We start from the raw sequence: 23,853 nt of genomic DNA, 5'->3' as shown, positions 1-23,853 counted from the left end.
CTCGCCATGGCAATGCACCAGACCACCGCCGACCTCCGCCGTCGCGCCGCCGCCCCCATCGCGCTGGGGCTGACCACCGCCCTCATCCTGCTCGCCGGGTGCGACAACCTGTCCTTCCGCCGGCTCGACTATGACAACACCGAGACGGTGAAGATCGCCACGATCCGGGTGCAGGGGGGCTCTGGCGATGTGGTGGTCCGGGGCACCGGCCCGGCCGGGCAGGCGCGGATCAAGCGGGTGGTGCGCTACCAGGGCGGCGAACCGGACAACGCAAGGTACGAGATCGAGGGCAGCGAGCTGGTGCTGGACACCGACTGCGGCTCGCGGTGCAGCATCTCCTACGAGGTGACCGTGCCGGAGGGTGTGGCCGTGCAGGGCGAGGTCGGCTCCGGCAACGTCGAGCTGAGCCGGGTCGGCACGGTGGAACTGCGGCTGGGCTCGGGCGACGTACGGGTCGCCGACGCCTCCGGCGCGCTCGGGGTGGAGACCCGTTCCGGCAACATCGACGTGAGCGAGACCAGCGCGGCCGTACGGCTGCATGCCACGTCCGGGGACATCACCGCACGTCGACTGGGTGGCACGGTCGACGCCGAGGCCAGCTCCGGCAATGTCATCGTCGAGCTGGAGACGCCCGCCTCGGCCCGCGCGCACGCCTCCAGCGGGGACGTCACCCTGCTGGTGCCGGCGGGCAGCTACCGGGTCCGCTCCAACGCCGGATCCGGTGACGAGCGGATCACCGTCGCCGACAACCCGGCCGCGTCCCTGGTGCTCGACGGTTCGGCCGGCAGCGGCAACGTCACGATCAGCGAGCGCTGACCTCGGCGGTGGCCGCGTCCCCGGCCACCCGCTGGGCCGGCACCACCGCTCGTCCGGTGGTCTCCCCGGCCGGCCCGGCTCCGGACCGGACCGCCGGGTCGGCGGGACGCGACCGGCGGCCGGGCACCAGCTCCGGCGGTCGGCGGGCGGCGATGTCCTCGACCCAGCCGACGGCCAGGGTGACCAGCCCCACCAGCGCGAAGACCAGCAGCACCCGGACGGCCAGTCCCAGCGGGTCCTGGTGGGACCAGCCGACCACGTCCACCAGCGGGGTGAGCGCCACCACGAACGGCATGTGCCAGAGGTAGACGGTGAGCGCCCGCCGGTTGACCACGGTCACCGCCCGGTCGGCCAGCCGGCTACGGCCCAGCCAGGCGATCCCCGCCGGCGCCCGACCCAGCACGATCAGGACGAACGCGGCGGACCAGAGGGCGTTGCCGAGGTGGTTGTCGTTGAGGTCGTACCCCCGTGGGCCCGGATGCGCGACGATCCAGGCCCCGCCGCCCACCAGGAGCGTCAGCGCCAGCGGGTAGACCAGCCGGCCGGCCAGGCGGCGCAGCATCCCGGCGTGGTAGGCGAAGCCGAGCAGCCACGCGCCGAAGTAGAGCCCGAACTCGCGCAGCACCGGCGGCGCCGGGTAGATCCCCGCCTCGATCGTCACCAGCAGGAGGTACGGGGCGAGCAGAGTGGGCAGCGGGGCGCGCCGGAACAGCCAGAACGCGACCGGTGAGGCGAGCACGAACCAGAGGTAGTCGCGCAGGTACCAGATGACGCTCAGCGCCAGGGCGCCCCAGTGGTTCGCCGGTGGATCGGCGATCGGGAACAGCCACAGCAGCAGCCGGGGCGACAGCGGCAGCCCGGTGATCAGCATGGCCGGTACGAAGATCACCGCCAACACCCACAGCGACGGCAGCAACCGGCGCAGCCGGCGGCCGACCGCCGCCGGTCCGGAGCGGGTCAACGAGGCGGCCATCAACGAGCCGGCCAGCGCGAACATCACGGACATGGCCGGGAAGACGAGAGTGAGGGTCGCCCACCCGGTGACGTGGTAGACGACCACCCGGACGATGGCGAGGAAACGGAGCAGATCGAGGTATCTGTTGCGCATCAGCCTGCATCTGGTCGGGGACGCCGGGCGTACCTCCCCTACCCTTCGCGGCCGCCGCGCCAAACGGTCGGCACCCCGATCAAACGTGACATTGCCCCTCAGCCCGACCGAAGACGATCATCGCGCCCCGGTCCGACCGGAATGCCTGGCCGGACCGGTGGGGTCGGTCAGAAGCCCAGCTTGCGCAGCTGCTTCGGGTCGCGCTGCCAGTCCTTCGCGACACGCACGTGCAGGTCCAGGTAGACCCGACCGCCGAGCAACTCCTCGATCTGCCGGCGGGCGGTGGTGCCGACCTCCTTGAGCCGGCTCGCCTTGTGACCGAGAACGATGGCCTTCTGACTGGGCCGTTCCACGTACAGGTCGGCGTAGATCTTCATGACCTGGCCCTCGGGGATCATCTCCTCCACCACCACGGCGATGGAGTGTGGCAGCTCGTCACGGACCCCCTCCAGGGCGGCCTCGCGGATCAGCTCCGCGACCAGCACCTGCTCGGGATCGTCGGTGAGCATGTCGTCCGGGTAGAGCTGCGGTGACGGCGGCAGGTAGCTGGTCATCACGTCGACCAGCGTGTCCACCTGGTGCCCGGAGACCGCGCTCACCGGCACGATCTCGGCGAACTCCCCCATCTGGCTCACCGCGAGCAGCTGCTCCGCCAGGCGACGCTTGTCGACCAGGTCGGTCTTGGTGACCACCGCCAGCACGGTCGCCTTCAACTCGGCCAGCTCGCCGGTGATGAACCGGTCGCCCCGGCCGACCGGCTCGTTGGCCGGAATGCACAGGCCGATCACGTCGACCTCGGTCCACGTCGATCGGACCAGGTCGTTGAGGCGCTCGCCGAGCAGCGTACGGGGGCGGTGCAGGCCCGGCGTGTCGACCAGGACCAGCTGCGATTCGGGCCGGTGCAGCACGGCCCGGATGACGTGACGGGTGGTCTGCGGCTTGTTCGAGGTGATCGCGATCTTGGTGCCGATGATGGCGTTGGTCAGCGTGGACTTGCCGGCGTTGGGCCGGCCGACGAAGCAGCCGAACCCGGCCCGGTACGGGCGACCGTCCGGATCCTGCACGGGGGTCACTGGGTCACCGTGCCGAGCACGGTGCCGTCCGGCGCCGCCAGATGGATCGGCGCGTCCACGGCGAGGTCACGCACCGCCGCATGCCCGGCGCCGTCCAGCGTCGACGCCTCGGTCACCACCACCGCCGCCTCCAGCCGGCTCGCCCCGGCCGCCACGGCCGAGGCCACCGCCAGTTGCAACGCCGTGAGGGTCAGCGAGGGCAGCGCGACGCTGGCCGCCGCGTACGTCCGGCCATCCTGGTCCCGGACCGCGGCGCCCTCGACGGCACCGACCCGCCCACGGGCTCCGCGGGCCAGGACGACAAGCTTGCCGTCCTCGGCGCTCAGCGGGGCCGGCGCGGTGGGGGTGGGCCGGGCGGCGGGCGCGGCGGATGTGTCAGGCATCGGCGGGTTGCCTCTCCTCGTCTCGATAGTGGTCCTGGCCGTCCCCGGGGCCGGCGTGCTCGCCACGCCCCGCGGTGTCCTGCTCATCGCCCGGTTCCACCCGGCTGACCAGAACGGTGTCTATGCGGTTGCGCCGGCCGGTGGTGCCCTCGGCGACCAGCCGGAGGCCGGCCACCTCGGCCTGCGCTCCGGGGATCGGCACCCGCCCCAGCGACTGGGCGAGCAGGCCCCCGACCGTCTCCACCTCATCGGTGGGCAGGTCCGTGTCGAACAGCTCGCCCAGATTCTCCACCGGCAGGCGGGCGGTGACCCGCACCGAGGAGTCCGCCAGGCGTTCGACCGGCGGGCGTTCGACATCGTACTCGTCGGTGATCTCGCCGACGATCTCCTCCAGGATGTCCTCGATCGTGACCAGGCCGCCGGTGCCGCCGTACTCGTCGACGACGATGACCAGGTGGTTGCGGGCGGCCTGCATCTCCGACAGCAGGTCGTCGACCGGCTTGGACTCCGGTACGAAGGTGGCCGGACGCATCAACTCGGCCACCGGCAACTGCTCAGCGTCCGGGTCACCGCCCCGGGACCGCCGGATCAGGTCCTTGAGGTAGAGCACACCCAGCACGTCGTCGACGCTCTCGCCGATCACCGGGATCCGGGAGAAACCGGACCGCAGGAACAGCGCCAGCGCCTGTTCGAGGGTCTTGCCCTCCTCGATCCACACCATCTCGGTACGCGGCACCATCACCTCACGCGCGATGGTGTCGCCGAGCGCGAAGACCGAGTGGATCATCTGCCGCTCGCCGTGCTCGACCACGCCGCGCTGCTCGGCCAGGTCGACCAGCTCGCGCAGCTCCACCTGGGTGGCGAACGGACCCTCCCGGAAGCCGCGCCCCGGGGTGACCGCGTTGCCGATGAGGATGAGCAGCGACGCGAGCGGGTTGAGCGCCCGGCCCAGCCAGCGGACCAGCGGCGCCACCGCCCGCCCCACGGCGTACGCGTGCTGCCGGCCGATGGTGCGCGGGGCGACCCCGACCACCACGAAGCTCACCACGGTCATCGCGCCGGCGGTGACCAGCGCGGCCCGCCAGCCGGCGCCGAAGGTGTCCACCGCGACCAGTGCCACCAGCGTGGTGGCGGTCAACTCGGCGAGCAGCCGCAACAGCAGGAGCAGGTTGAGGTGCCGGACCACGTCGGCGGCGACGGTCTGGAGGGTACGGGCACCACGTACGCCGTCCCGGGCCAGCTCGGCGGCCCGGGCCGGGGAAACCGCGGCGAGCGCCGCCTCGGTCATCGCGATCAGGCCGGCCAGCACCACCAGGCCGGCCGCGAAGACGATCAGTTGCAGGTCGGGCAGGCCGGCCGTGGGGCCGACCGCCAGTAGCGGAGTGGGCATCACTGGGTGCGGGTCGACCGCCAGCTCGCCAGCAGTCGGGCCTGGAGCGCGAACATCTCCCGCTCCTCCTCCGGCTCGGCGTGGTCGTAACCGAGCAGGTGCAGCACCCCGTGCACGGTGAGCAGGTGCAGCTCGTCGGCCGGAGCGTGCCCGGCGGTCGCCGCCTGCTTGGCCGCCACCTCGGGGCAGAGCACGATGTCGCCGAGCAGGGCCGGCTCGCCGCCGGACGGGGCACTCTCGCCCGGGCCGTGGTCGACGCTGCCCTCGTCCATGGGGAACGCGAGCACGTCGGTCGGGCCTTCGCCACCCATCCAGCGGTGGTTCAGCTCGGTCATGTAGTCGATGTCGACCAGCAGCACGGACAGCTCGGCGAGAGGGTTGACCCCCATCTCGTCGAGAGCGTGCCGGGCGACGGCGAGCACGGCGTCGGTGTCGACCTCGACACCGGACTCGTTGGCGATCTCGATGGACAACTGCTTTCCTCTGCTTTAACGGCGGCGGCCGGCACGGCCGCCCTGGGCGGGTCGCCCGGGCACCGCGTGGACGCCCTGCGCCTGCTGGGTCTCCCGCTCATCCCAGCGGGCGTACGCGTCGACGATCTGCCCGACCAACTGGTGGCGGACCACGTCGGAGCTGGACAACTGGGCGAAATGCACGTCCTCGACGTTTTCCAGGATCTCCCGGACCACCCGCAGACCGCTGGTCGTGCCGCCGGGAAGGTCCACCTGGGTGACGTCACCGGTGACGACGATCTTGGAATTGAAGCCGAGCCGGGTCAGGAACATCTTCATCTGCTCGGGCGTGGTGTTCTGCGCCTCGTCTAGGATGATGAACGCGTCGTTGAGCGTCCGGCCGCGCATGTACGCCAGCGGGGCGACCTCGATCGTGCCCGCGGCCATCAGCTTCGGGATCGACTCGGGGTCGAGCATGTCGTGCAGCGCGTCGTAGAGCGGGCGCAGGTACGGGTCGATCTTCTCGTTCAGCGTGCCGGGCAGGAAGCCCAGTCGCTCACCCGCCTCGACCGCCGGCCGGGTCAGGATGATCCGGTTGACCTGCTTGGCCTGCAACGCCTGGACGGCCTTCGCCATCGCCAGGTAGGTCTTGCCGGTGCCGGCCGGGCCGATGCCGAAGACGATGGTGTGCGAGTCGATCGCGTCGACGTACCGCTTCTGCCCGAGGGTCTTGGGGCGGATGGTGCGTCCGCGCCGGGAGAGGATGTTGAGCGTCAGGACCTCGGCGGGCCGTTCGGCGCTGCCCTGCTCGAGCATGCCGACGGTACGCCGAACCGCGTCAGTGGTCAGGGTCTCGCCTTTCTCGATGAGTTCGAGCAGCTCAGTGAAGACCCGCTCGGCGAGGGCGTTGTCCGCGGGCGCACCGGTGATGGTGATCTCGTTGCCACGCACGTGCACGTCACTGGTGACCGAGCGTTCGACGAGTCGCAGGATCTCGTCACCTGCGCCGAGCAGATTGACCATGATCTTCGAGTCGGGCACGGTGATCCTGGTCTGCACCCGGGGCGGGCCGGGAGGTGGGGTGCCAGTCATAGGTCGGGCCGAAGGGCCCTGCGCACCTGCTCTCGATCTCTGCGCCGGCCCTGCTGGCACGGCGTGCGGACGTCACCCCCATCGTATCCGTTCAACGCGGCCCGCATCGCGTCCATTTCCGCTGGCCGCGATCAGCTCCCGGCCCGGAAGTCGTACCGGTCGAAGGTCTCCTGGTGGCGGGTGAAGCGGTACGTCGCCCAGTGCATCCGGACCACGGCGCCCGACTCGTCCCGGGTCAGCCTCAGCAGCTCGCCGGCCTCCCGACCGGAGACCGTGCGGAACACGTCCGGCCGGTCCGGCAGCGGGGTGAAGACCGCCGGTGGGCGTCCCGCCGGGTCGCCGGCCCCACGCGCCTGCAGCGTGCCGTCGTGCCAGGAGAAGACGTACTCGAAACCCTCGCCCCACCAGCGACCGAGCAGACCCCGCAGTGCGGCCGGAGCGGGTGCGCCGGGCCGCCACGGCTCGATCTCGGCCGGGTCGTGCTCGACCGCCGCGGCGAGCAGCCGGTGCGGCAGGTCGAACAGCTCCGCCGCCGTGCCGGAGGAGCCGAGCACCGCGGCGCCCATCGCGCCCGCCGTGCCGTCGCCGCCCCTTCTGCCGTACGCCGCGGCCAGGAAACCGGGCATGGCCCCGTCGTGCCCCACGTGCACCACCCGCTCGCCCTGCGGCACCAGGATCAACCCGAGCCCGAAGCCGGCCCCCCAGAGCGTCTCGTCGGTGGTGGTCACCGGCCAGCGCATCTCGTCCAGCGTGGCGGGGGCGAGCACCGCGCCGGCCGGGTCCAACGCGGCCGGGTCGGCGAGGAACGCCGCCCAGCGGGCCATGTCCGTCGCGGTGCTCCAGAGCTGGGCGGCCGGGCCGACCGCGCCGAAGTCGGTCGGCGGCTCCGGGTGCGCCTCGTCGGAGTACGCGTCGACGAGGAACCCGGTGGCCGCCGCAGGCCCGGGCGTCACGGTGGTGTCGGTCAGCCCCAGCGGCGTCAGCACCCGCTCGGCGAGCACCTCGGCCCAACTGCCGCCGCGCAGCCGGGCGACCAGCTGGCCGAGCACGGCCAGGCCAAGGTTCGAGTAGTGGAATCGGCGGGCCGGCGGCAGCACGCGCTCGGCCCGGTCCAGCTCGGCCACCAACTGCCCGGCGTCCGGCGCGCGCAGGCTGTCCCAGACGTCGCCGAACGGCTCGCGTTGCAGACCACCGGTGTGCGACAGCAGTCGGCGGACGGTCAGCTCACCGTGCGCGGGCAGGTCCAGGTGCCGGCCCACCGGGTCGTCCAGGTCCAGCAGCCCGTCGTCGCGGCACTGGAGGGTGAGCACCGCGGTGAAAGTCTTGGTGACCGAGCCGATCCGGAACTGGGTGCGTGGCCCCAACGGGCTGTCGGTGCCGGTGCCGCCGACGGTGCAGCTCCACAGCGGACGGTCGGCCCGGTGCAGCGCCGCCGACACCGCCGGCACCCGGGCGTCGGCCTGCACCCGGCGGACCAGCCGGCCCAGCCGCTCGTCCACGACTCGGGTCGACGCCGCCTCGGTGCTCACGCCAGGTCCCGGGCGAGCATCGGGCCGAGCGGCGCGCCACCGAGCAGGTGCGCGTGCGCGTGGAACACCTCCTGGCCGCCGTACGCGCCGGTATTGAACATCAACCGGAAGCCGTCGCCGAGCAGCCCCTCGTCCTCGGCGACCGCGGCGGCCGTGGCCAACACCTCCCCGGCCAGCGCCGGGTCACCCTGGGCGAGGGTGGCGATGTCGGCGTAGTGCTCCTTCGGAATCACCAGGACGTGCACCGGCGCCTTCGGGCCGATGTCCCGGAAAGCGAGCGTGGTGGCGGTCTCCCGGACCACGGTGGCCGGGATCTCCCCGGCGACGATGCGGCAGAACAGGCAATCGGATCCCATCGGGGCAGTCTAAGGAAGGGTCCCGTCCCGACATCCGCGGCGGCTACGGCAGGATGTCCGGCGTGACGAATCGGGCGGTACTGGTGACCGGGGCCTCGCGCGGGATCGGCCGGGCGGTGGCGACGGCGTTCGCGGCCGGCGGCGACCGGGTGGCCATCCACCATCGCGACTCCGCGGACGCCGCTGAAGAGCTACGCGCCCAACTGCCCGGCGCGGGGCACGTGGTGGTCCGCGCCGACCTCACCGACCCGGACGAGGTCCGGGCCATGGTGGACCGGGCCGCCGAACTGCTGGGCGGCCTGGACGTGCTGGTCAACAACGCCGGGGTGTACGGCGACCGGGACGACCCGCACCCGATCTTCGGCGCCTCCTACGAGCAGTGGCAGAAGCGCTGGCGGCAGGTGCTCGAGACCAACCTGACCGGCGCCGGCAACGTCACCTGGTGCGCCGCCCAGCACATGCGGGAGCGCGGCGGGCGGATCGTCAACGTCTCATCCCGGGGTGCGTTCCGGGGCGAGCCGTCGCAGCCGGCGTACGGCGCCAGCAAGGCGGGGCTGAACGCGCTGGGCCAGTCCCTCGCGGTGGCGCTCGCGCCGTACGGCATCGCCGTCGCCACCGTCGCGCCGGGCTTCGTGGCGACCGACATGACCACCGAGCACCTGCGCGGTGAGCCGGGCGCGGCGATCCGGGCGCAGAGCCCGTTCGACCGGGTGGCCCGGCCGGAGGAGATCGCCGCTGCGGTGCACTGGCTGGCCTCGCCCCAGGCCGAGTGGGCGTCCGGCACCATCGTCGACCTCAACGGCGCCTCCTACCTGCGCAGCTGACCGCCGGTTCCGCGATCGAGCCGGACCCGCCGGTTGTCGAGTCGCCCGACCTGCTCATCGCGCCTTTGCTCTGCTTCAACGGGCGCAACACCCGACGGCCGCAAGTGTTGCGGTGGTTGAAGCAGAGCAAAGGGCGCGGGCAGGGTGGTTGGGGGAGCTGGGACGTCGGGGGCAGGACAGCCGGGGCGGGCGTCGCCCTCGGGGGTGGGAACGGCTCCGAGCCCGGACTACCAGCGGCCGAGCCGGGTGGCGAGCACGCTGAGCGCGGCCACCCCGGCGGTGGACGTCCGTAGCACCGCAGGGCCGAGCCGGACCGGTCGGCCGCCCGCCTCGCGGAAAGCGGTCAGCTCGGCCGGGGCGATGCCGCCCTCGGGGCCGACCACCAGGACGATCTCCCCGGCCGGCGGCAGGTCGGCGACGGTCAGCCGTTCGTCGGCCTCCTCGTGCAGCACGAACCCGGCGGCGGCACCGGCGATCCGGCGGGTCACCGTGGCGGTCGACTCGTCCGGCGCCCCGGCCACCACCGGCAACCAGGGGCGGCGGGCCTGCTTGGCCGCCTCCCGGGCCGTGGCCACCCATTTCTCCCGGGCCCGTACGCCCCGGTCGCCGCGCCACTGGGTGACCGAGCGGACCGCCGCCCAGGGCACGATCTCGTCCACCCCGACCTCGGTCATCGCCTGCACGGCCAGCTCTCCCCGGTCGCCCTTGGCGATGCCCTGCACGATCACCAGCCGGGGTACGGGCGCGTCCACGTATCCCCGAGAGGTGATCGTGAGTTCCAGGCTGCCCCGGCCGACGGCGGTGACCACGGCGGCGGCCGTGCCGCCCCGGCCGTCGGCGAGCAGCAGCTCCTCGCCGACCCGCAGCCGCTGCACGGTGGCGGCGTGATGCCCCTCGGGACCGTCGAGGGTCATCGTGTCGGCGGTGGGCAGCGACTCGACCAGGAACAGTGGGGCGGACACGATGATCAGGCTAGCCGCGCCGGTCAGGCGTGGCCGTTGAACGCGTCGCGCATCCGGGAGAAGAAGCCGCCCTGCTTGGTCAGCTCGGCGACCTCCTCGCCCCGGGTCTTGGCGAAGTCGCGCAGCATCTTCTCCTGGTCCGGGTCGAGCTTGGTCGGCGTCCGGACGTCCAGGTGCACGTAGAGGTCGCCCCGCCCGGTGCCACGCAGGTGCGGCACACCGCGGGCGCGCAGCCGCAGCGTGCTGGCGGGCTGGGTGCCTGCCTTGACGTCGACCGTCTCCTCGCTGTCCAGCGTCTTGATGGTCAGCCGGGTGCCCAGCGCCGCCGCCGTCATCGGGACGGTGACCCGGCAGTGCAGGTCGTCGCCCTTGCGGGAGTACACGTCGTGCGGCCGCTCGTGAATCTCCACGTAGAGGTCACCGGCGGTGCCGCCACCCGGGCCCACCTCGCCCTGCTGGGCCAGCCGGATCCGCATGCCGTCCTCGACGCCGGCGGGGATCTTCACGGTCAGCGAACGGCGGGTGCGCACCCGGCCGTCGCCTGCGCAGGTGGGGCAGGGGTGCGGGATGGTGGTGCCGTAGCCCTGGCAGACGGTGCACGGCCGGGCGGAGACCACCTGGCCGAGGAAGGTGCGCTGCACCGACTGCACCTCGCCCCGGCCGCCGCACGCCTCGCAGGTGGCCAGGTGGGTGCCGGCGGCCGTGCCGGCGCCGGAACAGGTGGTGCAGAGCACCGCGGTGTCGACGGTGATCGGCGCCTCGACCCCGAACGCCGTCTCGTGCAGGTCCAGCTCCAGCCGCAGGATCGCGTCGGCGCCCGGCCGGGTCCGCGGGCGCGGGCCGCGCGCGCCACCCGCCGCGCCGCCGAAGAACGCGTCCATGATGTCCTGGAACCCGACGAACGGGCCGGCGCCGCCCGGACCACCCGGGCCGCCGGCGCCGCCGCCACCCGGGGCGAGCGGATCGCCACCGAGGTCGACGATCTGCCGCTTCCGGTCGTCCGAGAGCACCTCGTACGCGGCGTTGATGTCCTTGAACTTCTCCTGAGCCTCCGGGTCCGGATTGACGTCCGGGTGGAACTGGCGCGCCAGCTTGCGGTAGGCGCGCTTGATCTCGTCATCGGAGGCTTCCCGGCTCACACCGAGAATGCCGTAGTAGTCCCTGGCCACTGCGTTCCGTGTCCTCATGTTCGTCTCGCGTTGCGCCGGTCGGCGGCCGCAGCCGGCCGTCGGCCCTGACTGGTCAGTTCTGGGCCAGCAACTCGCCCACGTAGCGTGCCACGGCGCGCACCGTGGCGATGGTGCCGGGGTAGTCCATCCGGGTGGGCCCCAGCACCCCCAGGCCACCCACGATGGTGGCGCCCGGGCCGTACCCGGTGCTGACCACCGAGGCGGCACGCAGGTTGTCGAACTCGTTCTCGTCGCCGATCAGCACCCGGGTCGTGCTCGGCTCGGTCTCGCCGATGAGCTTGAGCAACACGACCTCCTCCTCCAGCGCCTCGAGGATCGGCCGCAGCGAGCCCTGGAAGTCGAGCAGCCCGCCCCGGGTGAGGTTGGCGGTGCCGGCCAGCGCGATGCGCTCCTCGTGCCGCTCGACCAGCGTCTCCAGCAGCACGGTGGAGAGCGTGGTCATCGCCGGGCGCAGCTCGGACGGCGCCTCTTCGACCAGCGCCTGCACCAGCGGCGGCGTGTCGGACAGTCGGGCGCCGGCGAGCTTCTCGTTGACCAGTCGGCGCAGGTCGGTGACGTCGTCGGGATGCACCGGCCCGGGCAGCTCCACCAGCCGCTGCTCCACCCGCCCGGTGTCGGCGATCATGACGAGCATCAGCCGGGTGGTGGAGATCGGCACCAGCTCCAGATGGCGCACCGAGGAGCGGGCCAGGCTCGGGTACTGCACCACGGCCACCTGCCGGGTCAATTGGGCGAGCAGCCGTACGGTGCGGTGCACGACGTCGTCGAGGTCGACCGCGCCGACCAGGAAGCGCTCGATGGCCCGGCGCTCGGCCGGGCTGAGCGGCTTTACCCGGGACAGCCGGTCCACGAAGAGCCGGTAGCCGCGGTCGGTGGGCACCCGGCCGGCACTGGTGTGCGGCTGCCGGATGTAGCCCTCCTCCTCCAGCACGGCCATGTCGTTGCGGACCGTGGCCGGGGAGACACCGAGCTGGTGCCGCTCGACCAGCGCCTTGCTGCCGACCGGCTCCTGCGTGGAGACGTAGTCCTCGACGATGGCGCGGAGCACGGCGAGCTTGCGGTCGTCCAGACCCATCCTCCGCACCTCCTGTCGCACGTCGGCCGCCGGCACGGCGGGGCCGGCGGGCCGTACTGGCACTCGACTGTAACGAGTGCCAGTCTACGTCGGCGTGCCCCCCAGCGCGATGATCAAGGCCGCCGCTGTCCGTTCAGACAGGCTGGCCCGGCGGTGTCGCTCTGGTGGGCGTTGCCACGGGCCCCTACCGTGACATCCATGACTGAACCACCTCGCCCTCCCGGTGCGGGAGACCCCGGCGATCAGCCGCCGGAGCCGACCTACCCGCCGGCCGCTCCCGGCCCGGCCTCCTCGGCCGAGCCACCCACCGCACCACTGTCCGGGGCACCCGGCCCGGGCGGCTATCCCCCGGCCGGTGGCTATCCGCCGCCCACCGGTGACCAACCGCCGTCGGGCGGCTACCCTCCGCCACCCGGGGGCTATCCCCCTGGCGGCTATCCGACCGGCGGCGCCTACGGCGGCCCCGGCGGCGGCTACGCCAGCAACGAGGACAAGACCTGGGCACTGGTCGCGCACTTCGGCGGCGCCGCCGGCGCGCTGATCAGCTTCGGCCCGCTGGGCTTCGTCGCCCCGCTCATCGCCTATCTGGCCCGCGGTCAGCAGTCGCCGGCCGTCCGGGCGCAAGCCCTGGCCGCGCTGAACTTCCAGATCCTCTGGTCGATCATCGCGTTCGTGCTGCTCTTCGTGAGCTGGTGCCTGCTCTTCCTGCCCAGCATCGCGGTGGTGGTGATCCAGATCCTGTTCGGGATCATCGCCGGGATGAAGGCCAACGAGGGCCAGCTCTACCGCTACCCGATGTCGGCCAGTTTCATCAAGTGACCCGGGTCGGCCGCTCCCCCGGCCGACCCGGTGCACCGCCGTCGGTCGACCGGCGGGCCGACTGCCGACGGCCGTCGGGCCGACCGGCGGCGGCACGCCGGCTCAGGGCAGCAGGTCGCGCACCACGGCGTCGGCGAGCAGTCGGCCGCGCAGGGTGAGCACCGCCCGGCCGGCCGCGTACTCCGGTGCGGCCAGCAGTCCGTTGGCCAGCGCCCGTTCGGCGCCGGCCCGGCCGGTGGCGTCGAGCACCGCCAGCGGCAGCCCGGTGGCGAGCCGCAGCCGGAGCATGACGTCCTCCATGTGCGCCTCGTCGCCGGTGAGCACCTCCCGGGCGAGGCCGGGTGACGCGCCGGCGGCCAGCCGCTCAGCGTACGCCGACGGGTGCTTGACGTTCCACCAGCGCACCCCGCCGACGTGGCTGTGCGCCCCGGGGCCCAGCCCCCACCAGTCGGCGCCGGTCCAGTAGAGCAGGTTGTGCCGGCACCGGGCCTCGTCGGTGCGGGCCCAGTTGGAGACCTCGTACCAGGACAGGCCGGCGGCGTCGAGGGCAGCCTCCGCGGCCAGGTAACGGTCCGCGGCGACGTCGTCGCTGGGGTACGGCAGTTCGCCGCGACGCATCCGGGCGGCCAGCCGGGTGCCGTCCTCCACGATCAGGGCGTACGCGCTGACGTGGTCCACCCCGGCTGCGACCACCTGCTCCAGCGAGGCGGCGAAGTCCTCGGCCCGCTCCCCCGGGGTGCCGTAGATCAGGTCCAGGTTGACGTGCTCGAAACCGGCGTCGCGCGCCTCCAGGGCGGCGGCGGTGGCCCGACCGGCGCTGTGCTTGCGGTCCAGGATCGCCAGCACCCCCGGGGAGGCGGACTGCATGCCGAGCGAGATCCGGGTGTAGCCGGCGGCCCGCAGCAGCTTCAGCGACTCCGGGGTGACCGACTCCGGGTTGGCCTCGGTGGTCACCTCGGCGTCGGCGGCCAGCCCCCAGGTGCGGTCGATGCCGTCGAGGATGCGGGCCAGGTCGTCGGCGGGAAGCAGAGTGGGCGTGCCACCGCCGACGAAGACGGTGTCGACCCGGGGCGGTGGGTTGTCGCCGAGCACCCGGGCGGCGAGCGCCAGCTCGGCCAGCACGGTGTCGGCGTACCCCTCGCGGCTGGCGCCGCCGCCCAACTCGGCCGCGGTGTAGGTGTTGAAGTCGCAGTAGCCGCAGCGGCTGGCACAGAACGGCACGTGGACGTACACGCCGAAGCCGCGCGCGCCGACCGCGGTGGTGGCGGTGGCGGGCAGCGATCCGTCGGCGGGGACGGTCTCACCATCTGGAAGGACGCCGGGCATGGCCACTAGTGTGCCCGGCATGACCTCTCCCGACGTGCTCGTGCGGGTCTCCACGGCCCGCGGGGTGACCACCCTCACCCTGGACAGCCCGCACAACCGCAACGCGCTCTCCACCGGCCTGATGACCCAGCTGCTGGCCGGGCTGGCCGACGCGGTGGCCGACGACGCGGTCCGGGTGATCGTGCTCGACCACACCGGTCCGGTGTTCTGCTCGGGCGCGGACCTGAAGGAGACCGCCGCCGCGTATGCCAGCGGGACGGTGCCGGCCGGAATGCTGGGCGACGTGCTCGCCGCGCTCTGGGAGTGCCCGAAGCCGGTGCTGGCCCGGGTCGCCGGGCCCGCGCGGGCCGGTGGGTTGGGCCTGATCGCGGCCGCCGACCTGGCGGTCTGCACCGAGGAGGCGACGTTCGCCTTCACCGAGGTGCGGATCGGGGTGATCCCGGCGGTGATCTCGGCGACCGTGCTGCCCCGGCTGCACCCGCGCGCCGCCGCCGAGCTGTACCTGACGGGCGACACCTTCGACGGCCGGCGGGCCGCCGAGATCGGCCTGGTCACCGCCGCGGTCCCGGTCGAGGGGCTGGACTCGGCGGTCAGCCGGTACTGCGACTCCTTGGTGCGCGGCGCCCCGGGTGCGCTGGCCGGCGCGAAGGAGTTGCTGCGCCAACCGGGCACCGCCGAGCTGCGCGCTGAGCTGGCCCGGCTGTCCGCTCTGTCGACCGGCTACTTCCTCTCCGACGAGGGACGCGAGGGGGTCACCGCGTTCCGGGAGAAACGACCGGCGCACTGGGTGCCCGCTCTCGACGTCTAAGCAGAGCAAACGGCCTCGATGAGGGTGGGGCGCCGCCCGGGAAAGGCGGCGCCCCGAGGTCCGTCACCACGCGGTCGCGCCGCCGTCGACCGGGTAGTTCGCGCCGGTGATGTACGAGGCCCGGTCGGACGCGAGGAAGACCACCAGCTCGGCGACCTCCTCGGGTTGGGCGAAGCGCTTGACGAGCGTCTTGCCGGTGATCGCGTCCCGGGCCGCCTGGTTGTCGCCGAGGTCGCGTTCGCTGGCCGGGCTCACGATGGGCCCGGGACTGATCGCCACCGCCCGGATCCCGTGGGGCGCGCCCTCGAGCGCGAGTTGTCGGGTCATGCCGATGATGCCGGCGTTCGCCGCGGCGTGCCCGACCATCGGGGGGACATGGCCACCGATCATTCCGGCCATGGAAGCGGCGCTGATGATGACGCCGCCGCCGCGCCGGACCAGGTGCGGCCAGGCGAACTTCGACACGAAGAAGGGAATGTCGAGTTCGCCGGTGATCGTGTACCGCCAGTCCTCGACGGAGAAGTCGGGCATCGGGCCGAAGCGGAGCGCGGCCGCGTTGTTGTAAACCACGTCAAGCCCGCCGTACGCCGCCACCGCGTCCTCGACGAACTGGCGCACCTGTTCCGGGTCGGTGAGATCGACCGGTGCGATGCCCGTCATCTCCCCACCGGCTTTCCGGACGAGGTCGACCGTTTCGTTGTTGCCATCGATCTGGATGTCGGCCCCGACGACCCGTGCACCTTCCCGCGCGAAGGCCAGCGCCGCGACGCGGCCCAGACCTCCACCGGTGCCGGTGATGAGCACGACCTCGCCATCCAGCGTTCCCATGGGACTCCTCCTCGGTCCGTGGCCCAGGTCCTGACGGGCCCGGGTAATTGACGTGTCATGTCAGGCAACCGCTTGACCGATCAAGCACTTTCCACCGAACTCGGCCATCGTGACGCTGACGACAGACCATTGGGGATAAATTCGGAGAATCCGGGCAATAGTCCTGCGATCAGGAAGTCGGGTGAGACCCCGACCGGAGGGGGAATCTCCAGTCGGCGTAGGTCGGTCCCGTCGGTTCGAAACCGGTCGGACGACCCGGATTGGTCGCCGGGGGACGTACTCTTGTCGGACTGTCGATCTGGGGGTGTGGGTGCGAACTCGGGCAACCGTGGCGGGTGGCGTGGTCCTCGTCCTCGTCGCCGTGATCGCAATCTGGCTCGTCCTGCGGCAGGTCGGAGACGAGCTGCGACTGCCGCTGTCCTCGCGGACCTGCACGGTCCAGGCCGACGGTCGGGTCGCCCTGGACGCCGACCAGATGGCCAACGCGGCGACCATCGCGGCGATCGGCGCCCAGCGCGGGATGCCCGAGCGGGCCGTGGTGGTCGCGCTGGCCACGGCTTACCAGGAATCCGGGCTACGCAACCTCGCTGACGGCGACCGTGACTCGGTCGGCCTGTTCCAGCAGCGCCCGAGCCAGGGTTGGGGCAGCCCGAAGCAGATCCGCGACCCGCGCTACGCGGCGAACCGGTTCTACGCGGCGCTGAAGAAGGTGCGCGGCTGGGAGTCGATGCGGGTCACCGACGCCGCCCAGCGGGTGCAGCGCTCGGCGTTCCCCGAGGCGTACCAGAAGTGGGCCGACGACTCCGAGGTACTCAGCCGGGCGCTGCTGGGCGACGTCACCGGCGCGGTCGCCTGCTCGGTGGGGCGTACCCCGGTGATGCGCGGCGCGGCGGCGGCCGCCCAGTTGACCCGCAACCTGGTGCTGGACTGGGGGGTGTCGAGCACCGACCCGGACGACCAGACCGGGCTGGCGGTGACCGCGGGCGACCAGCGCGACGGCTGGCGGTACGCGCACTGGCTGGTCTCGCACGCACAGGACCACGGGGTGAAGCGGGTCCGCTTCGGCGGGCTGGAGTGGACGGCCCGGGACGGCACCTGGGGGCGGGTGAGTGGCGAGCAGGGCCCCGCCGGTCAGGTGGTGGCCGAGGTGTTCGCCGAGGCGTGACACCGCCCCGATTTCTTAACCGGCAGTCACCGCACAATCGGACAACGGCCCACAGAGGCTGCTATTGATCACGCAAATTTGACCATCCGTGACAGTCCCGCTGCGCGCGGTCCGACCGGTGTCCAACCGCTCCGCACGCCCTCCCCAATGCCGAGGTATGCGCGTTACGATCGGCGGCCTGTGCCAGAAATGGTTTCACCTCATGGGGAGGGGTACGACGCGGTGTTCGATTACGGCGACCGGACCGGCTACGAACCGATCAGCGACACTGACCGCAAGGAGTTCCACGAGCAGGGTTTCCTCCTGCTGCGCAACGTCCTGACCGAGGATCACCGGGCGGCGCTGGAGGCGGCGGTCGACCGCGTCTACGCGGAGGAACAGGCCAAGGGCAACACCAAGAAGGACGGCACGCTGCACCTGCTGGGCTTCCTGGAGCGCGACGAGCTCTTCGGTGAGCTGCTCACCCACCCGATCGCCTTCCCGTACATGTGGGGGCTGGCGGGCTGGAACATCTACACCCACCACAACCACCTGGACGTCACCCCGCCGGCGCTCCAGCCGGAGAAGCCGTACTGGGGCTGGCACCAGGACGGGTACCGCCAGAACTCCGACCCGGAGACGATGGACCCGAACCTGCCCCGGCCGATGTTCTCGCTCAAGGTCGCGTACGTGCTCTCCGACCTCTCCGAGACCGGTCGCGGCGCCACCAAGGTCATCCCGGGCAGCCACCTGTTGAACTCGCTGCCCCGGCCGAAGGACCTCAGCGTGCACAACCCGGACCCGGAGGGCACGGTGGAGATCACCGCCAACCCGGGTGACGCCTTCATCTTCGACCGCCGCCAGTGGCACTCGCGGTCGACGAACCTGTCGTCCATCACCCGCAAGATGCTCTTCGTCGGCTACACGTACCGGTGGATCCGCCCGCTGGACGAGCTGCACCCGGACCTGGACGGCGAGTGGTACCGCAACCGCACGCCGGTGCAGCGCCAGCTGATCGGCGAGGGCACTCACACCGCCAACTACTGGGGCATCAACTGGGACGGGTACGTCGACGACGAGATCCCGCTGCGCAAGGAGCTCAAGGAGCGCGGCCTGTTGGACCGCAGCGTCCCCTGGCTCCGCTGACCCGCTGACCGCGAGAGCCCCTGCCGTCTGGAGATGGCAGGGGCTCTTGCGCGTCCGCCGGGCGTTCGTCAGGCGCGGCCCACGAGCCGGCGGCGGACCTTCTCCCGGATCGGCTCCGGCAGGTCCTCGGCGTCGAGCAGCCGGGGCAGCAGCTCCGGCTCGAGGCTGGTCGCCCGGAACACCTCGCCGATGGTCACCCCGTGCGCGGGCCGGTCCACCACCTCGACCGGGTCGCCCGGGCCCACCTCCCCCTCGCGCAGCACCCGCAGGTAGGCCCCGGGCAGCGCCCGGACGGTGAACCGCTTGATCAGGTCCGGTACGCCCCAAAAGCCGGCGAAGGTGGTGCACGGCGTTCGAGGCTTGGTCACCTCAAGCAGGGCGGACCCGATCTGCCACTGCTCACCGATCACCGCGCCGGTCACGTCGACCGCATACGTGGTGAGGTTCTCGCCGAAGCCGCCGGGCCCGATGTCCCGGCCCAGTTCGGTCGCCCACCAGGCGCCGTCCTCCTCCGCGTAGGCGTAGACCGCCTGATCCTCGCCGCCGTGGTGGGCTCGCTCGCCGATGAAGTCGCCGACCACCCCGTCGACCCGGATCAGCACCGGCGCGTCCACCGGCCGCTTGTCGATGCCGCTGCGACCGCTCGCGTCGCCGGCCCACTCGGCCTCGGTGACCACACCGAGGTTCACCGCTGCCACCCTGCCCGTCATGGCGGTCAGCCTAGCGGGACCCGACGGGGTGGCGCGTCGCCAAGATCGCCGACAGCCGTGGGCGGCCGTCAGCCCTTGACGGCGCCGGCGACCAGGCCGGAGACCATCCGCCGCTGCACCAGCAGGAAGAAGATGATGACCGGCAGGGTGAACAGGGTGGAGGCGGCCATCACCGGGCCCCAGTTGGTGTCGTCCCGGCCGAAGAAAAAGGTCATCGCCACCGGCAGCGTGTACCGATTCTGGTCGTTGATGAACGTCAACGCGAAGATCAGCTCGTTCCACGCGGTGATGAAGGAGAAGATGCTGGTGGCCACCAGGCCGGGTGCGACCAGCGGGAACAGGATCCGCCGGAAGATCTGGGCCCGGCTGGCTCCGTCGATCGCGGCCGCCTCCTCCAGTTCCTTGGGCACCGCCGCGACGAAGCCGCGCAGCATCCAGACCGCGAACGGCAGCGAGAAACCGAGGTACGTGAGGATCAGGCTGGGCAGGGTGTTGTAGAGCCCGAGCCGCTGGATCATCAGGAACAGCGGGATGACCAGCGCCTCCAGCGGGATCATCTGCACCACCAGCAGCATGATCAGGAAGCTGGTCCGCAGCCGGAACCGGAACCGGGCCACCGCGGTCGCGGCGAGCAGCGCGACGAGGCCGCTGAGCACCACCGTCGAGACTGCGACCAGGGCGCTGTTGAGGAAGAAGTCGGCGAAGCTCACGCCGGGGATCAGGTTGCCGGTCAGGATCTCCCGGTAGTGCGCCAGCGTCGGGTGGGTCGGCACCGGCTGCGGGGTGGACGAGAAGATCTCCTTGCTCGGCTTCAGCGAGGTGGAGATCATCCAGTAGACGGGGAACGCCGCGAAGAGCGCGACCAGCAGCCCGGCGCCGTTGAGGGCGAACTTCTTCACGACTCGTCCTCCTGCCTGAGCACCATCCGTACGTAGAAGCCGGTGACCAGGAGCAGGATCAGCGTGAGGATCACCGCGATGGCCGCACCGAGGCCGTACTTCGGCGGTGGCGAGAACGCCTCCGCGTAGGAGTAGATGGAGAGCATGAACGTCGGCCGGTCCTGTGTGCCTCCGGCCAGTACGAACTGCTGGGTGAAGACCTTGAAGTCCCAGATGGTGGAGAGCACGATCAGGATCCCGAAGACCGGGCGCAGCAGCGGGAACGTGATCTTCCAGAACGCCCGCCAGGGGCCGGCGCCGTCCACCCGGGCGGCCTCGTGCAGCTCGCTCGGCACGCTCTTCAGGCCGGCGAGCACGCTCACCGCGATGAAGGGGAACGAGTGCCAGACCACCACCAGGGTGAGGATGGCGAAGAAGAGCAGCGGCGAGTTGAACCAGCCGTAGCCGGTCCAGTCACTGTGGCCGAAAAGGGCGTTGGACAGGCCGTCCGGCAGCGCGTTGAACAGCCAGGTGACCAGACCGCTGGTGTCGTCGAAGATCCACTTCCAGACGATCGTCCCGGTCAGTGCCGGGGTCGCCCAGGCGAGCATCACGCAGCTGGCCACGAAGGTGGCCATCTTGCGGCCGAGCCGGTTGAGCAGCAGCCCGACCAGGGTGCCGAGGACCATCGTGAGCAGCACGTTGGCCGCGGCGAACAGGACCGTGTTGCGCAGCACGGTCAGGAAGAACGGATCGGTGAGGATGTCGGCGTAGTTGCCCAACCCCACCCACGGCCACTCCCGGTCGCCGCGTAACTGCCGGACGCTGTTCAACCGGTAGAAGGACATCACCACGACCTGGCCGAGCGGCCAGAGCAGCAGCACCCCAATGATCGCCAGTGCGGGCAGCAGCAGCAGGTACGGCAGGCGGTCGACTCGGCGACGCCGCCGCGCGGGGTTCTCCCGCGCGGCTGCCGTCTCCGGCACCTCGGTCAGCGTGGTCACTTGGCGTTGAGAATGCTTTCCATCTCAGCGGCCGCGTCGGCGGTGGCCTTCTCGACCGTCTTCTGACCCTTCATGACCGAGCTGTTCATCGCCTGGGTCACCGTCTTGGTTCGGCTGACCTCCACCCACTTCGGGGTGAGCGGCGTGAGCTTGGTGTTCTGCATGGTGGTGGCGAACGCCGCCATCACCTTGTCGTTGGTGTACGTGTCGCTGGCGACCAGGTCCTTGTAGACCGGGAAGAAGCCGAGGCTGCTCGCGAAGCTCTGCGAGTTCTTCTTGTTCAGCAGCACGGTCAGGTAGTCCCAGGCCAGGTCCTGACGCTCGCTGTCCTTCCAGATCGCCACGTCCGAGCCGCCGGCGAAACCGGGCGCGGCCTTGCCGTCCGGGCCGGGGATCGGGAACGTACCCCAGACCTTCTCGATCTCGGGGTTGTCCTTCTTGATGGCGCCCTGCTGCCAGCTGCCGGCGAAGGCCATCGCGGCCTTTCCGGTGGCGAACTGGGTACGCGCGTCGATCTCGTTCCAGCCCGCGGCGGCCGGCGGGGCCACCTTGTGGACGGTCACCATGTCGGTCCAGAACTTGACGGCCCGCTGCGCCTCCGGCGTGGTGTAGCCGGACTTCCAGGCGCCGCCCTGGTTGCTGGCGATCTCGCCGCCGGCGCCCCAGAGGAAGGAATAGAAGGGCAGCTCGGAGTTGCCCGGCAGGGCGATGCCGTAGGTGCCCTTCTTCTTCGCCTGCACGGCCTTGGCCACGCTGATCAGCTCGTCCCAGGTCTTCGGCGGCTGCACGCCCGCCTCGGCGAACCAGTCGGTGCGGTAGTAGATGGCCCGTACGCCGGCATACCACGGCACGCCGTACTGCTTGCCGTCGAGCTGCGCGTTGCGTACCAGGTCAGGCAGCAGGTCCTTGCCGTCGGCCCAGCCGCCCATCCGGCCGCTCACGTCGGCGAGCGCCTCCTGGGCCGCCCAGCCCTGGGTCTCGGTGTTACCCAGCTCGGTGATGTCCGGTCCCTCACCGCCGGCGAGCGCGGCCTGGAACTTCTTGGGCGCCTCGAGCCAGGGGATGTACTGCACCACCACGTCGGTGTCGGGGTGCTTCTGCCGGAACTCGGTCTCCACCCCGTCGAGGAAGGTGTTCTGCGCGTCCCCGCCCTCGCCCATCATCCAGACCGTGAGCTTGCTGTCGTCTGCCGCGTCGTCGCCGGAGCCCCCGCCGCAGCCGGTCAGCACCATCGCGGCCGAGGCCACCACGGCGGTGACCGGGGCCAGCCGTTTCCACCTGTTCACGCCACTTCTCCCCTCGCGCCGCCTGGAACTAACCTTCTCCGCCGCACCTTAGTACGAAGGATTCCTTTACAACAGTGGGCGTGCCGGCGGAAGCGTGGCGACCGTACCGCAGGGGGCCGGCGAAAGGCGCTGTGGCATCGGGCCGAAGTCGGGCACTCCCACACGAAAGAGCGCCCGGCCGAGGGCCGGGCGCTCTTTCCAGTGGTGCGGTGGTGCCAGGTGATGCCGGGTTGTTATCGGGTGATGCTGCGGCGGCGACCCACGCCGGCCACCAGCGCAACCGCGATGGCCGCCACGACGACCTGCACCAGCAGCTCGCCCCAGTCGATGCCGCTGGTCTCGGTCGCGATGCCGATCGCCCGCGCCAGCACGGTGCCCAGCAGGGCCGCGCCGACACCGATCAGCATGTGCAGCCAGATCGGCATGTTCTGCCGGCCCGGAACGACCAGGCGGCCCAGCGCGCCGACGATGAGACCAACAACAAGCGCAGTGATGATGCCCCACACGGTGAGCTCCACGGTCGCCCTCCTTCAAAGAATGTCTGACACACGCGGTGTGTGCTTCCTGTCGTGACCGCTAAGTTCCCGACCCGCCGAAAATCCAAACCGACTTCCCGCACCAGACGATCACGACTGGGCGTACACGGACAGGTTCCACCGCCCCCTGCCTCTTGCGGCCGAGGGCGACGGGCGCGGGACGGGCGACAGACGGCGGGCCATGCCGGACGGCCGACGGGCCACGGCGGGCAGCGGGCGGTGTGCGCGGGGCTGGCCGCGGGCGGCTGCGAGCGGCGACGGGCGCGCTGGGGGCAGGTGCACGGGCTGCGGGCGAGCGCCGACGGCGGCGAACGGCCGCCGCTGGCGTGATCGACACGAGTTCACGGATATCGGGGTGTCCCGGCAGCAGGGACACCGCGAGATCCCTGATGTCGAGTGGATCAAAGGCGGGCTGGCGCCAGGACGAGACCGTCGGGCATGAACGCGAAGGGCACCCGACCAGTCGGTCGGGCGCCCTTCGGATGTGTCGCGGTGGTGCGGGTGTTATCGGGTGACGCTGCGGCGGCGACCCACGCCGGCCACCAGCGCAACCGCGATCGCGGCCACGACGACCTGCACCAGCAGCTCGCCCCAGTCGATCCCGTTGGTCTCGGTCGCGATGCCGATCGCCCGCGCCAGCACGGTGCCCAGCAGGGCCGCGCCGACACCGATCAGCATGTGCAGCCACATCGGCATGTTCTGCCGGCCCGGAACGACCAGGCGGCCCAGCGCGCCGACGATGAGACCAACAACAAGCGCAGTGATAATGCCCCACACGGTGAGCTCCACGGTCGCCCTCCTTCAAAGAATGTCTGACACACGATGTGTGCTTCCTGTCGTGACCGCTAAGTTCCCGACCCACCGAAAATCCAAACCGACTCACCATCGACACCAACGGTGGGCGTCAATGCGCCACGGCTGCGTCGGTTGACACAGGGCGCGTCCACACAGGTCACCCGCCCTGTCGTGGGGGCCACCCGCCACCGGCGAGGCCCGAAAAAATCTCCGCCCCGGCCGGGTCGGCCCGTTGCCACGACCCGCCAGCCGGCGAGAAACGGCGGTGCCGCCGGCCGGGGTACGGCGACGGCCGGCACCCCGTCGGGCGATCGGTCGTCGCG

Annotated in this window: 25 protein-coding genes; 6 read left to right on the top strand and 19 right to left on the bottom strand. The window is 71.5% G+C overall.

What is annotated here, in order from left to right; translation table 11 throughout:
* The first annotated feature begins 6 nt into the window (after nucleotides 1-6).
* Nucleotides 7-816, top strand: coding sequence for a DUF4097 family beta strand repeat-containing protein (locus tag ACWD6N_RS06180; protein ID WP_354965579.1), 810 nt, complete (start codon nucleotides 7-9; stop codon nucleotides 814-816).
* On the opposite strand, the gene ACWD6N_RS06175 is transcribed toward ACWD6N_RS06180, so the two are convergent.
* From ACWD6N_RS06175 to ACWD6N_RS06140, 8 genes are all read right to left on the bottom strand, one after another.
* Nucleotides 803-1,924 carry an acyltransferase family protein gene (locus ACWD6N_RS06175; RefSeq protein ID WP_450004526.1) on the bottom strand — a complete coding sequence of 374 codons (1,122 nt, stop codon included), beginning with the start codon at nucleotides 1,922-1,924 and terminating at the stop codon, nucleotides 803-805. The genes ACWD6N_RS06180 and ACWD6N_RS06175 overlap by 14 nt on opposite strands.
* 167 nt (nucleotides 1,925-2,091) lie before the next feature.
* Nucleotides 2,092-2,988 carry a GTPase Era gene (gene era, locus ACWD6N_RS06170; protein ID WP_354965659.1) on the bottom strand — a complete coding sequence of 299 codons (897 nt, stop codon included), beginning with the start codon at nucleotides 2,986-2,988 and terminating at the stop codon, nucleotides 2,092-2,094.
* A gap of 5 nt (nucleotides 2,989-2,993) precedes the next feature.
* Entirely contained in the window at nucleotides 2,994-3,380 is a 387-nt protein-coding gene (locus ACWD6N_RS06165; protein ID WP_354965581.1) for a cytidine deaminase, read from the bottom strand.
* Nucleotides 3,373-4,794, bottom strand: coding sequence for a hemolysin family protein (locus ACWD6N_RS06160; protein WP_387323966.1), 1,422 nt, complete (start codon nucleotides 4,792-4,794; stop codon nucleotides 3,373-3,375). Before ACWD6N_RS06160 ends, ACWD6N_RS06165 begins: the two co-directional genes overlap by 8 nt.
* A complete protein-coding gene (gene ybeY / locus ACWD6N_RS06155; RefSeq protein WP_210912337.1) occupies nucleotides 4,770-5,243 on the bottom strand; it encodes an rRNA maturation RNase YbeY in 474 nt (157 codons plus the stop codon). Before ybeY ends, ACWD6N_RS06160 begins: the two co-directional genes overlap by 25 nt.
* Nucleotides 5,244-5,258: 15 nt before the next feature.
* Entirely contained in the window at nucleotides 5,259-6,314 is a 1,056-nt protein-coding gene (locus ACWD6N_RS06150) for a PhoH family protein (protein WP_354965583.1), read from the bottom strand.
* A gap of 131 nt (nucleotides 6,315-6,445) precedes the next feature.
* Nucleotides 6,446-7,843: a serine hydrolase domain-containing protein gene (locus tag ACWD6N_RS06145; RefSeq protein ID WP_354965584.1), complete on the bottom strand. Its 1,398-nt coding sequence runs from the start codon at nucleotides 7,841-7,843 to the stop codon at nucleotides 6,446-6,448.
* Nucleotides 7,840-8,199, bottom strand: coding sequence for a histidine triad nucleotide-binding protein (locus ACWD6N_RS06140; RefSeq protein ID WP_089019445.1), 360 nt, complete (start codon nucleotides 8,197-8,199; stop codon nucleotides 7,840-7,842). The genes ACWD6N_RS06145 and ACWD6N_RS06140 overlap by 4 nt, the downstream gene beginning before the upstream one ends.
* A gap of 62 nt (nucleotides 8,200-8,261) precedes the next feature.
* Here ACWD6N_RS06140 and ACWD6N_RS06135 point away from each other — a divergent pair, with 62 nt between their 5' ends.
* On the top strand, nucleotides 8,262-9,023 hold the full coding sequence (locus tag ACWD6N_RS06135; RefSeq protein ID WP_354965585.1) for an SDR family NAD(P)-dependent oxidoreductase: 762 nt from the start codon (nucleotides 8,262-8,264) through the stop codon (nucleotides 9,021-9,023).
* Between the two features lie 227 nt (nucleotides 9,024-9,250).
* Here ACWD6N_RS06135 and ACWD6N_RS06130 read toward each other — a convergent pair whose 3' ends face one another.
* From ACWD6N_RS06130 to hrcA, 3 genes are all read right to left on the bottom strand, one after another.
* Nucleotides 9,251-9,985, bottom strand: coding sequence for a 16S rRNA (uracil(1498)-N(3))-methyltransferase (locus ACWD6N_RS06130; protein ID WP_354965586.1), 735 nt, complete (start codon nucleotides 9,983-9,985; stop codon nucleotides 9,251-9,253).
* A gap of 23 nt (nucleotides 9,986-10,008) precedes the next feature.
* On the bottom strand, nucleotides 10,009-11,154 hold the full coding sequence (gene dnaJ, locus ACWD6N_RS06125) for a molecular chaperone DnaJ (RefSeq protein ID WP_172899204.1): 1,146 nt from the start codon (nucleotides 11,152-11,154) through the stop codon (nucleotides 10,009-10,011).
* A 73-nt stretch (nucleotides 11,155-11,227) separates the two neighbouring features.
* Nucleotides 11,228-12,250 carry a heat-inducible transcriptional repressor HrcA gene (hrcA, locus tag ACWD6N_RS06120; protein WP_074313627.1) on the bottom strand — a complete coding sequence of 341 codons (1,023 nt, stop codon included), beginning with the start codon at nucleotides 12,248-12,250 and terminating at the stop codon, nucleotides 11,228-11,230.
* 198 nt (nucleotides 12,251-12,448) lie between these two features.
* On the opposite strand from hrcA, the gene ACWD6N_RS06115 reads away from it, so the two are divergent.
* Complete coding sequence (locus tag ACWD6N_RS06115; protein ID WP_354965587.1) at nucleotides 12,449-13,069, top strand: DUF4870 domain-containing protein; 621 nt, start codon at nucleotides 12,449-12,451, stop codon at nucleotides 13,067-13,069.
* A 102-nt stretch (nucleotides 13,070-13,171) separates the two neighbouring features.
* Here the strand turns inward: ACWD6N_RS06115 and hemW are convergent, their stop codons facing one another.
* Nucleotides 13,172-14,395: a radical SAM family heme chaperone HemW gene (gene hemW, locus ACWD6N_RS06110; protein ID WP_354965660.1), complete on the bottom strand. Its 1,224-nt coding sequence runs from the start codon at nucleotides 14,393-14,395 to the stop codon at nucleotides 13,172-13,174.
* Between the two features lie 19 nt (nucleotides 14,396-14,414).
* Here hemW and ACWD6N_RS06105 point away from each other — a divergent pair, with 19 nt between their 5' ends.
* Nucleotides 14,415-15,203, top strand: coding sequence for an enoyl-CoA hydratase-related protein (locus ACWD6N_RS06105; RefSeq protein WP_354965588.1), 789 nt, complete (start codon nucleotides 14,415-14,417; stop codon nucleotides 15,201-15,203).
* Between the two features lie 63 nt (nucleotides 15,204-15,266).
* On the opposite strand, the gene ACWD6N_RS06100 is transcribed toward ACWD6N_RS06105, so the two are convergent.
* Nucleotides 15,267-16,031, bottom strand: a complete 765-nt coding sequence (locus tag ACWD6N_RS06100; protein ID WP_354965589.1) for an SDR family NAD(P)-dependent oxidoreductase — start codon at nucleotides 16,029-16,031, stop codon at nucleotides 15,267-15,269.
* A gap of 304 nt (nucleotides 16,032-16,335) precedes the next feature.
* Between ACWD6N_RS06100 and ACWD6N_RS06095 the strand changes: the two genes are divergently transcribed.
* The gene (locus ACWD6N_RS06095) at nucleotides 16,336-17,196 is read left to right on the top strand and encodes a hypothetical protein (RefSeq protein WP_354965590.1); all 861 of its coding nucleotides are present in this window, start codon (nucleotides 16,336-16,338) and stop codon (nucleotides 17,194-17,196) included.
* 222 nt (nucleotides 17,197-17,418) lie between these two features.
* Entirely contained in the window at nucleotides 17,419-18,321 is a 903-nt protein-coding gene (locus ACWD6N_RS06090; protein WP_354965591.1) for a phytanoyl-CoA dioxygenase family protein, read from the top strand.
* Nucleotides 18,322-18,389: 68 nt separating this feature from the next.
* On the opposite strand, the gene ACWD6N_RS06085 is transcribed toward ACWD6N_RS06090, so the two are convergent.
* From ACWD6N_RS06085 to ACWD6N_RS06060, 6 genes are all read right to left on the bottom strand, one after another.
* Nucleotides 18,390-19,031, bottom strand: a complete 642-nt coding sequence (locus tag ACWD6N_RS06085; RefSeq protein ID WP_354965592.1) for an MOSC domain-containing protein — start codon at nucleotides 19,029-19,031, stop codon at nucleotides 18,390-18,392.
* Between the two features lie 68 nt (nucleotides 19,032-19,099).
* Entirely contained in the window at nucleotides 19,100-19,930 is an 831-nt protein-coding gene (locus tag ACWD6N_RS06080; RefSeq protein WP_354965593.1) for a carbohydrate ABC transporter permease, read from the bottom strand.
* Entirely contained in the window at nucleotides 19,927-20,913 is a 987-nt protein-coding gene (locus tag ACWD6N_RS06075) for a carbohydrate ABC transporter permease (protein WP_354965594.1), read from the bottom strand. Before ACWD6N_RS06075 ends, ACWD6N_RS06080 begins: the two co-directional genes overlap by 4 nt.
* Nucleotides 20,910-22,199: a sugar ABC transporter substrate-binding protein gene (locus ACWD6N_RS06070; RefSeq protein ID WP_354965595.1), complete on the bottom strand. Its 1,290-nt coding sequence runs from the start codon at nucleotides 22,197-22,199 to the stop codon at nucleotides 20,910-20,912. The genes ACWD6N_RS06075 and ACWD6N_RS06070 overlap by 4 nt, the downstream gene beginning before the upstream one ends.
* 233 nt (nucleotides 22,200-22,432) lie before the next feature.
* On the bottom strand, nucleotides 22,433-22,717 hold the full coding sequence (locus tag ACWD6N_RS06065; protein ID WP_354965596.1) for a GlsB/YeaQ/YmgE family stress response membrane protein: 285 nt from the start codon (nucleotides 22,715-22,717) through the stop codon (nucleotides 22,433-22,435).
* A 522-nt stretch (nucleotides 22,718-23,239) separates the two neighbouring features.
* Nucleotides 23,240-23,524, bottom strand: coding sequence for a GlsB/YeaQ/YmgE family stress response membrane protein (locus ACWD6N_RS06060; protein ID WP_074313648.1), 285 nt, complete (start codon nucleotides 23,522-23,524; stop codon nucleotides 23,240-23,242).
* Nucleotides 23,525-23,853: the final 329 nt, after the last annotated feature.

This window comes from Micromonospora sp. NPDC005163, assembly GCF_053599835.1.
The sequence above is the reverse complement of the archived record's forward strand: the minus strand, read 5'-3'. Positions and strand labels throughout refer to the sequence as shown.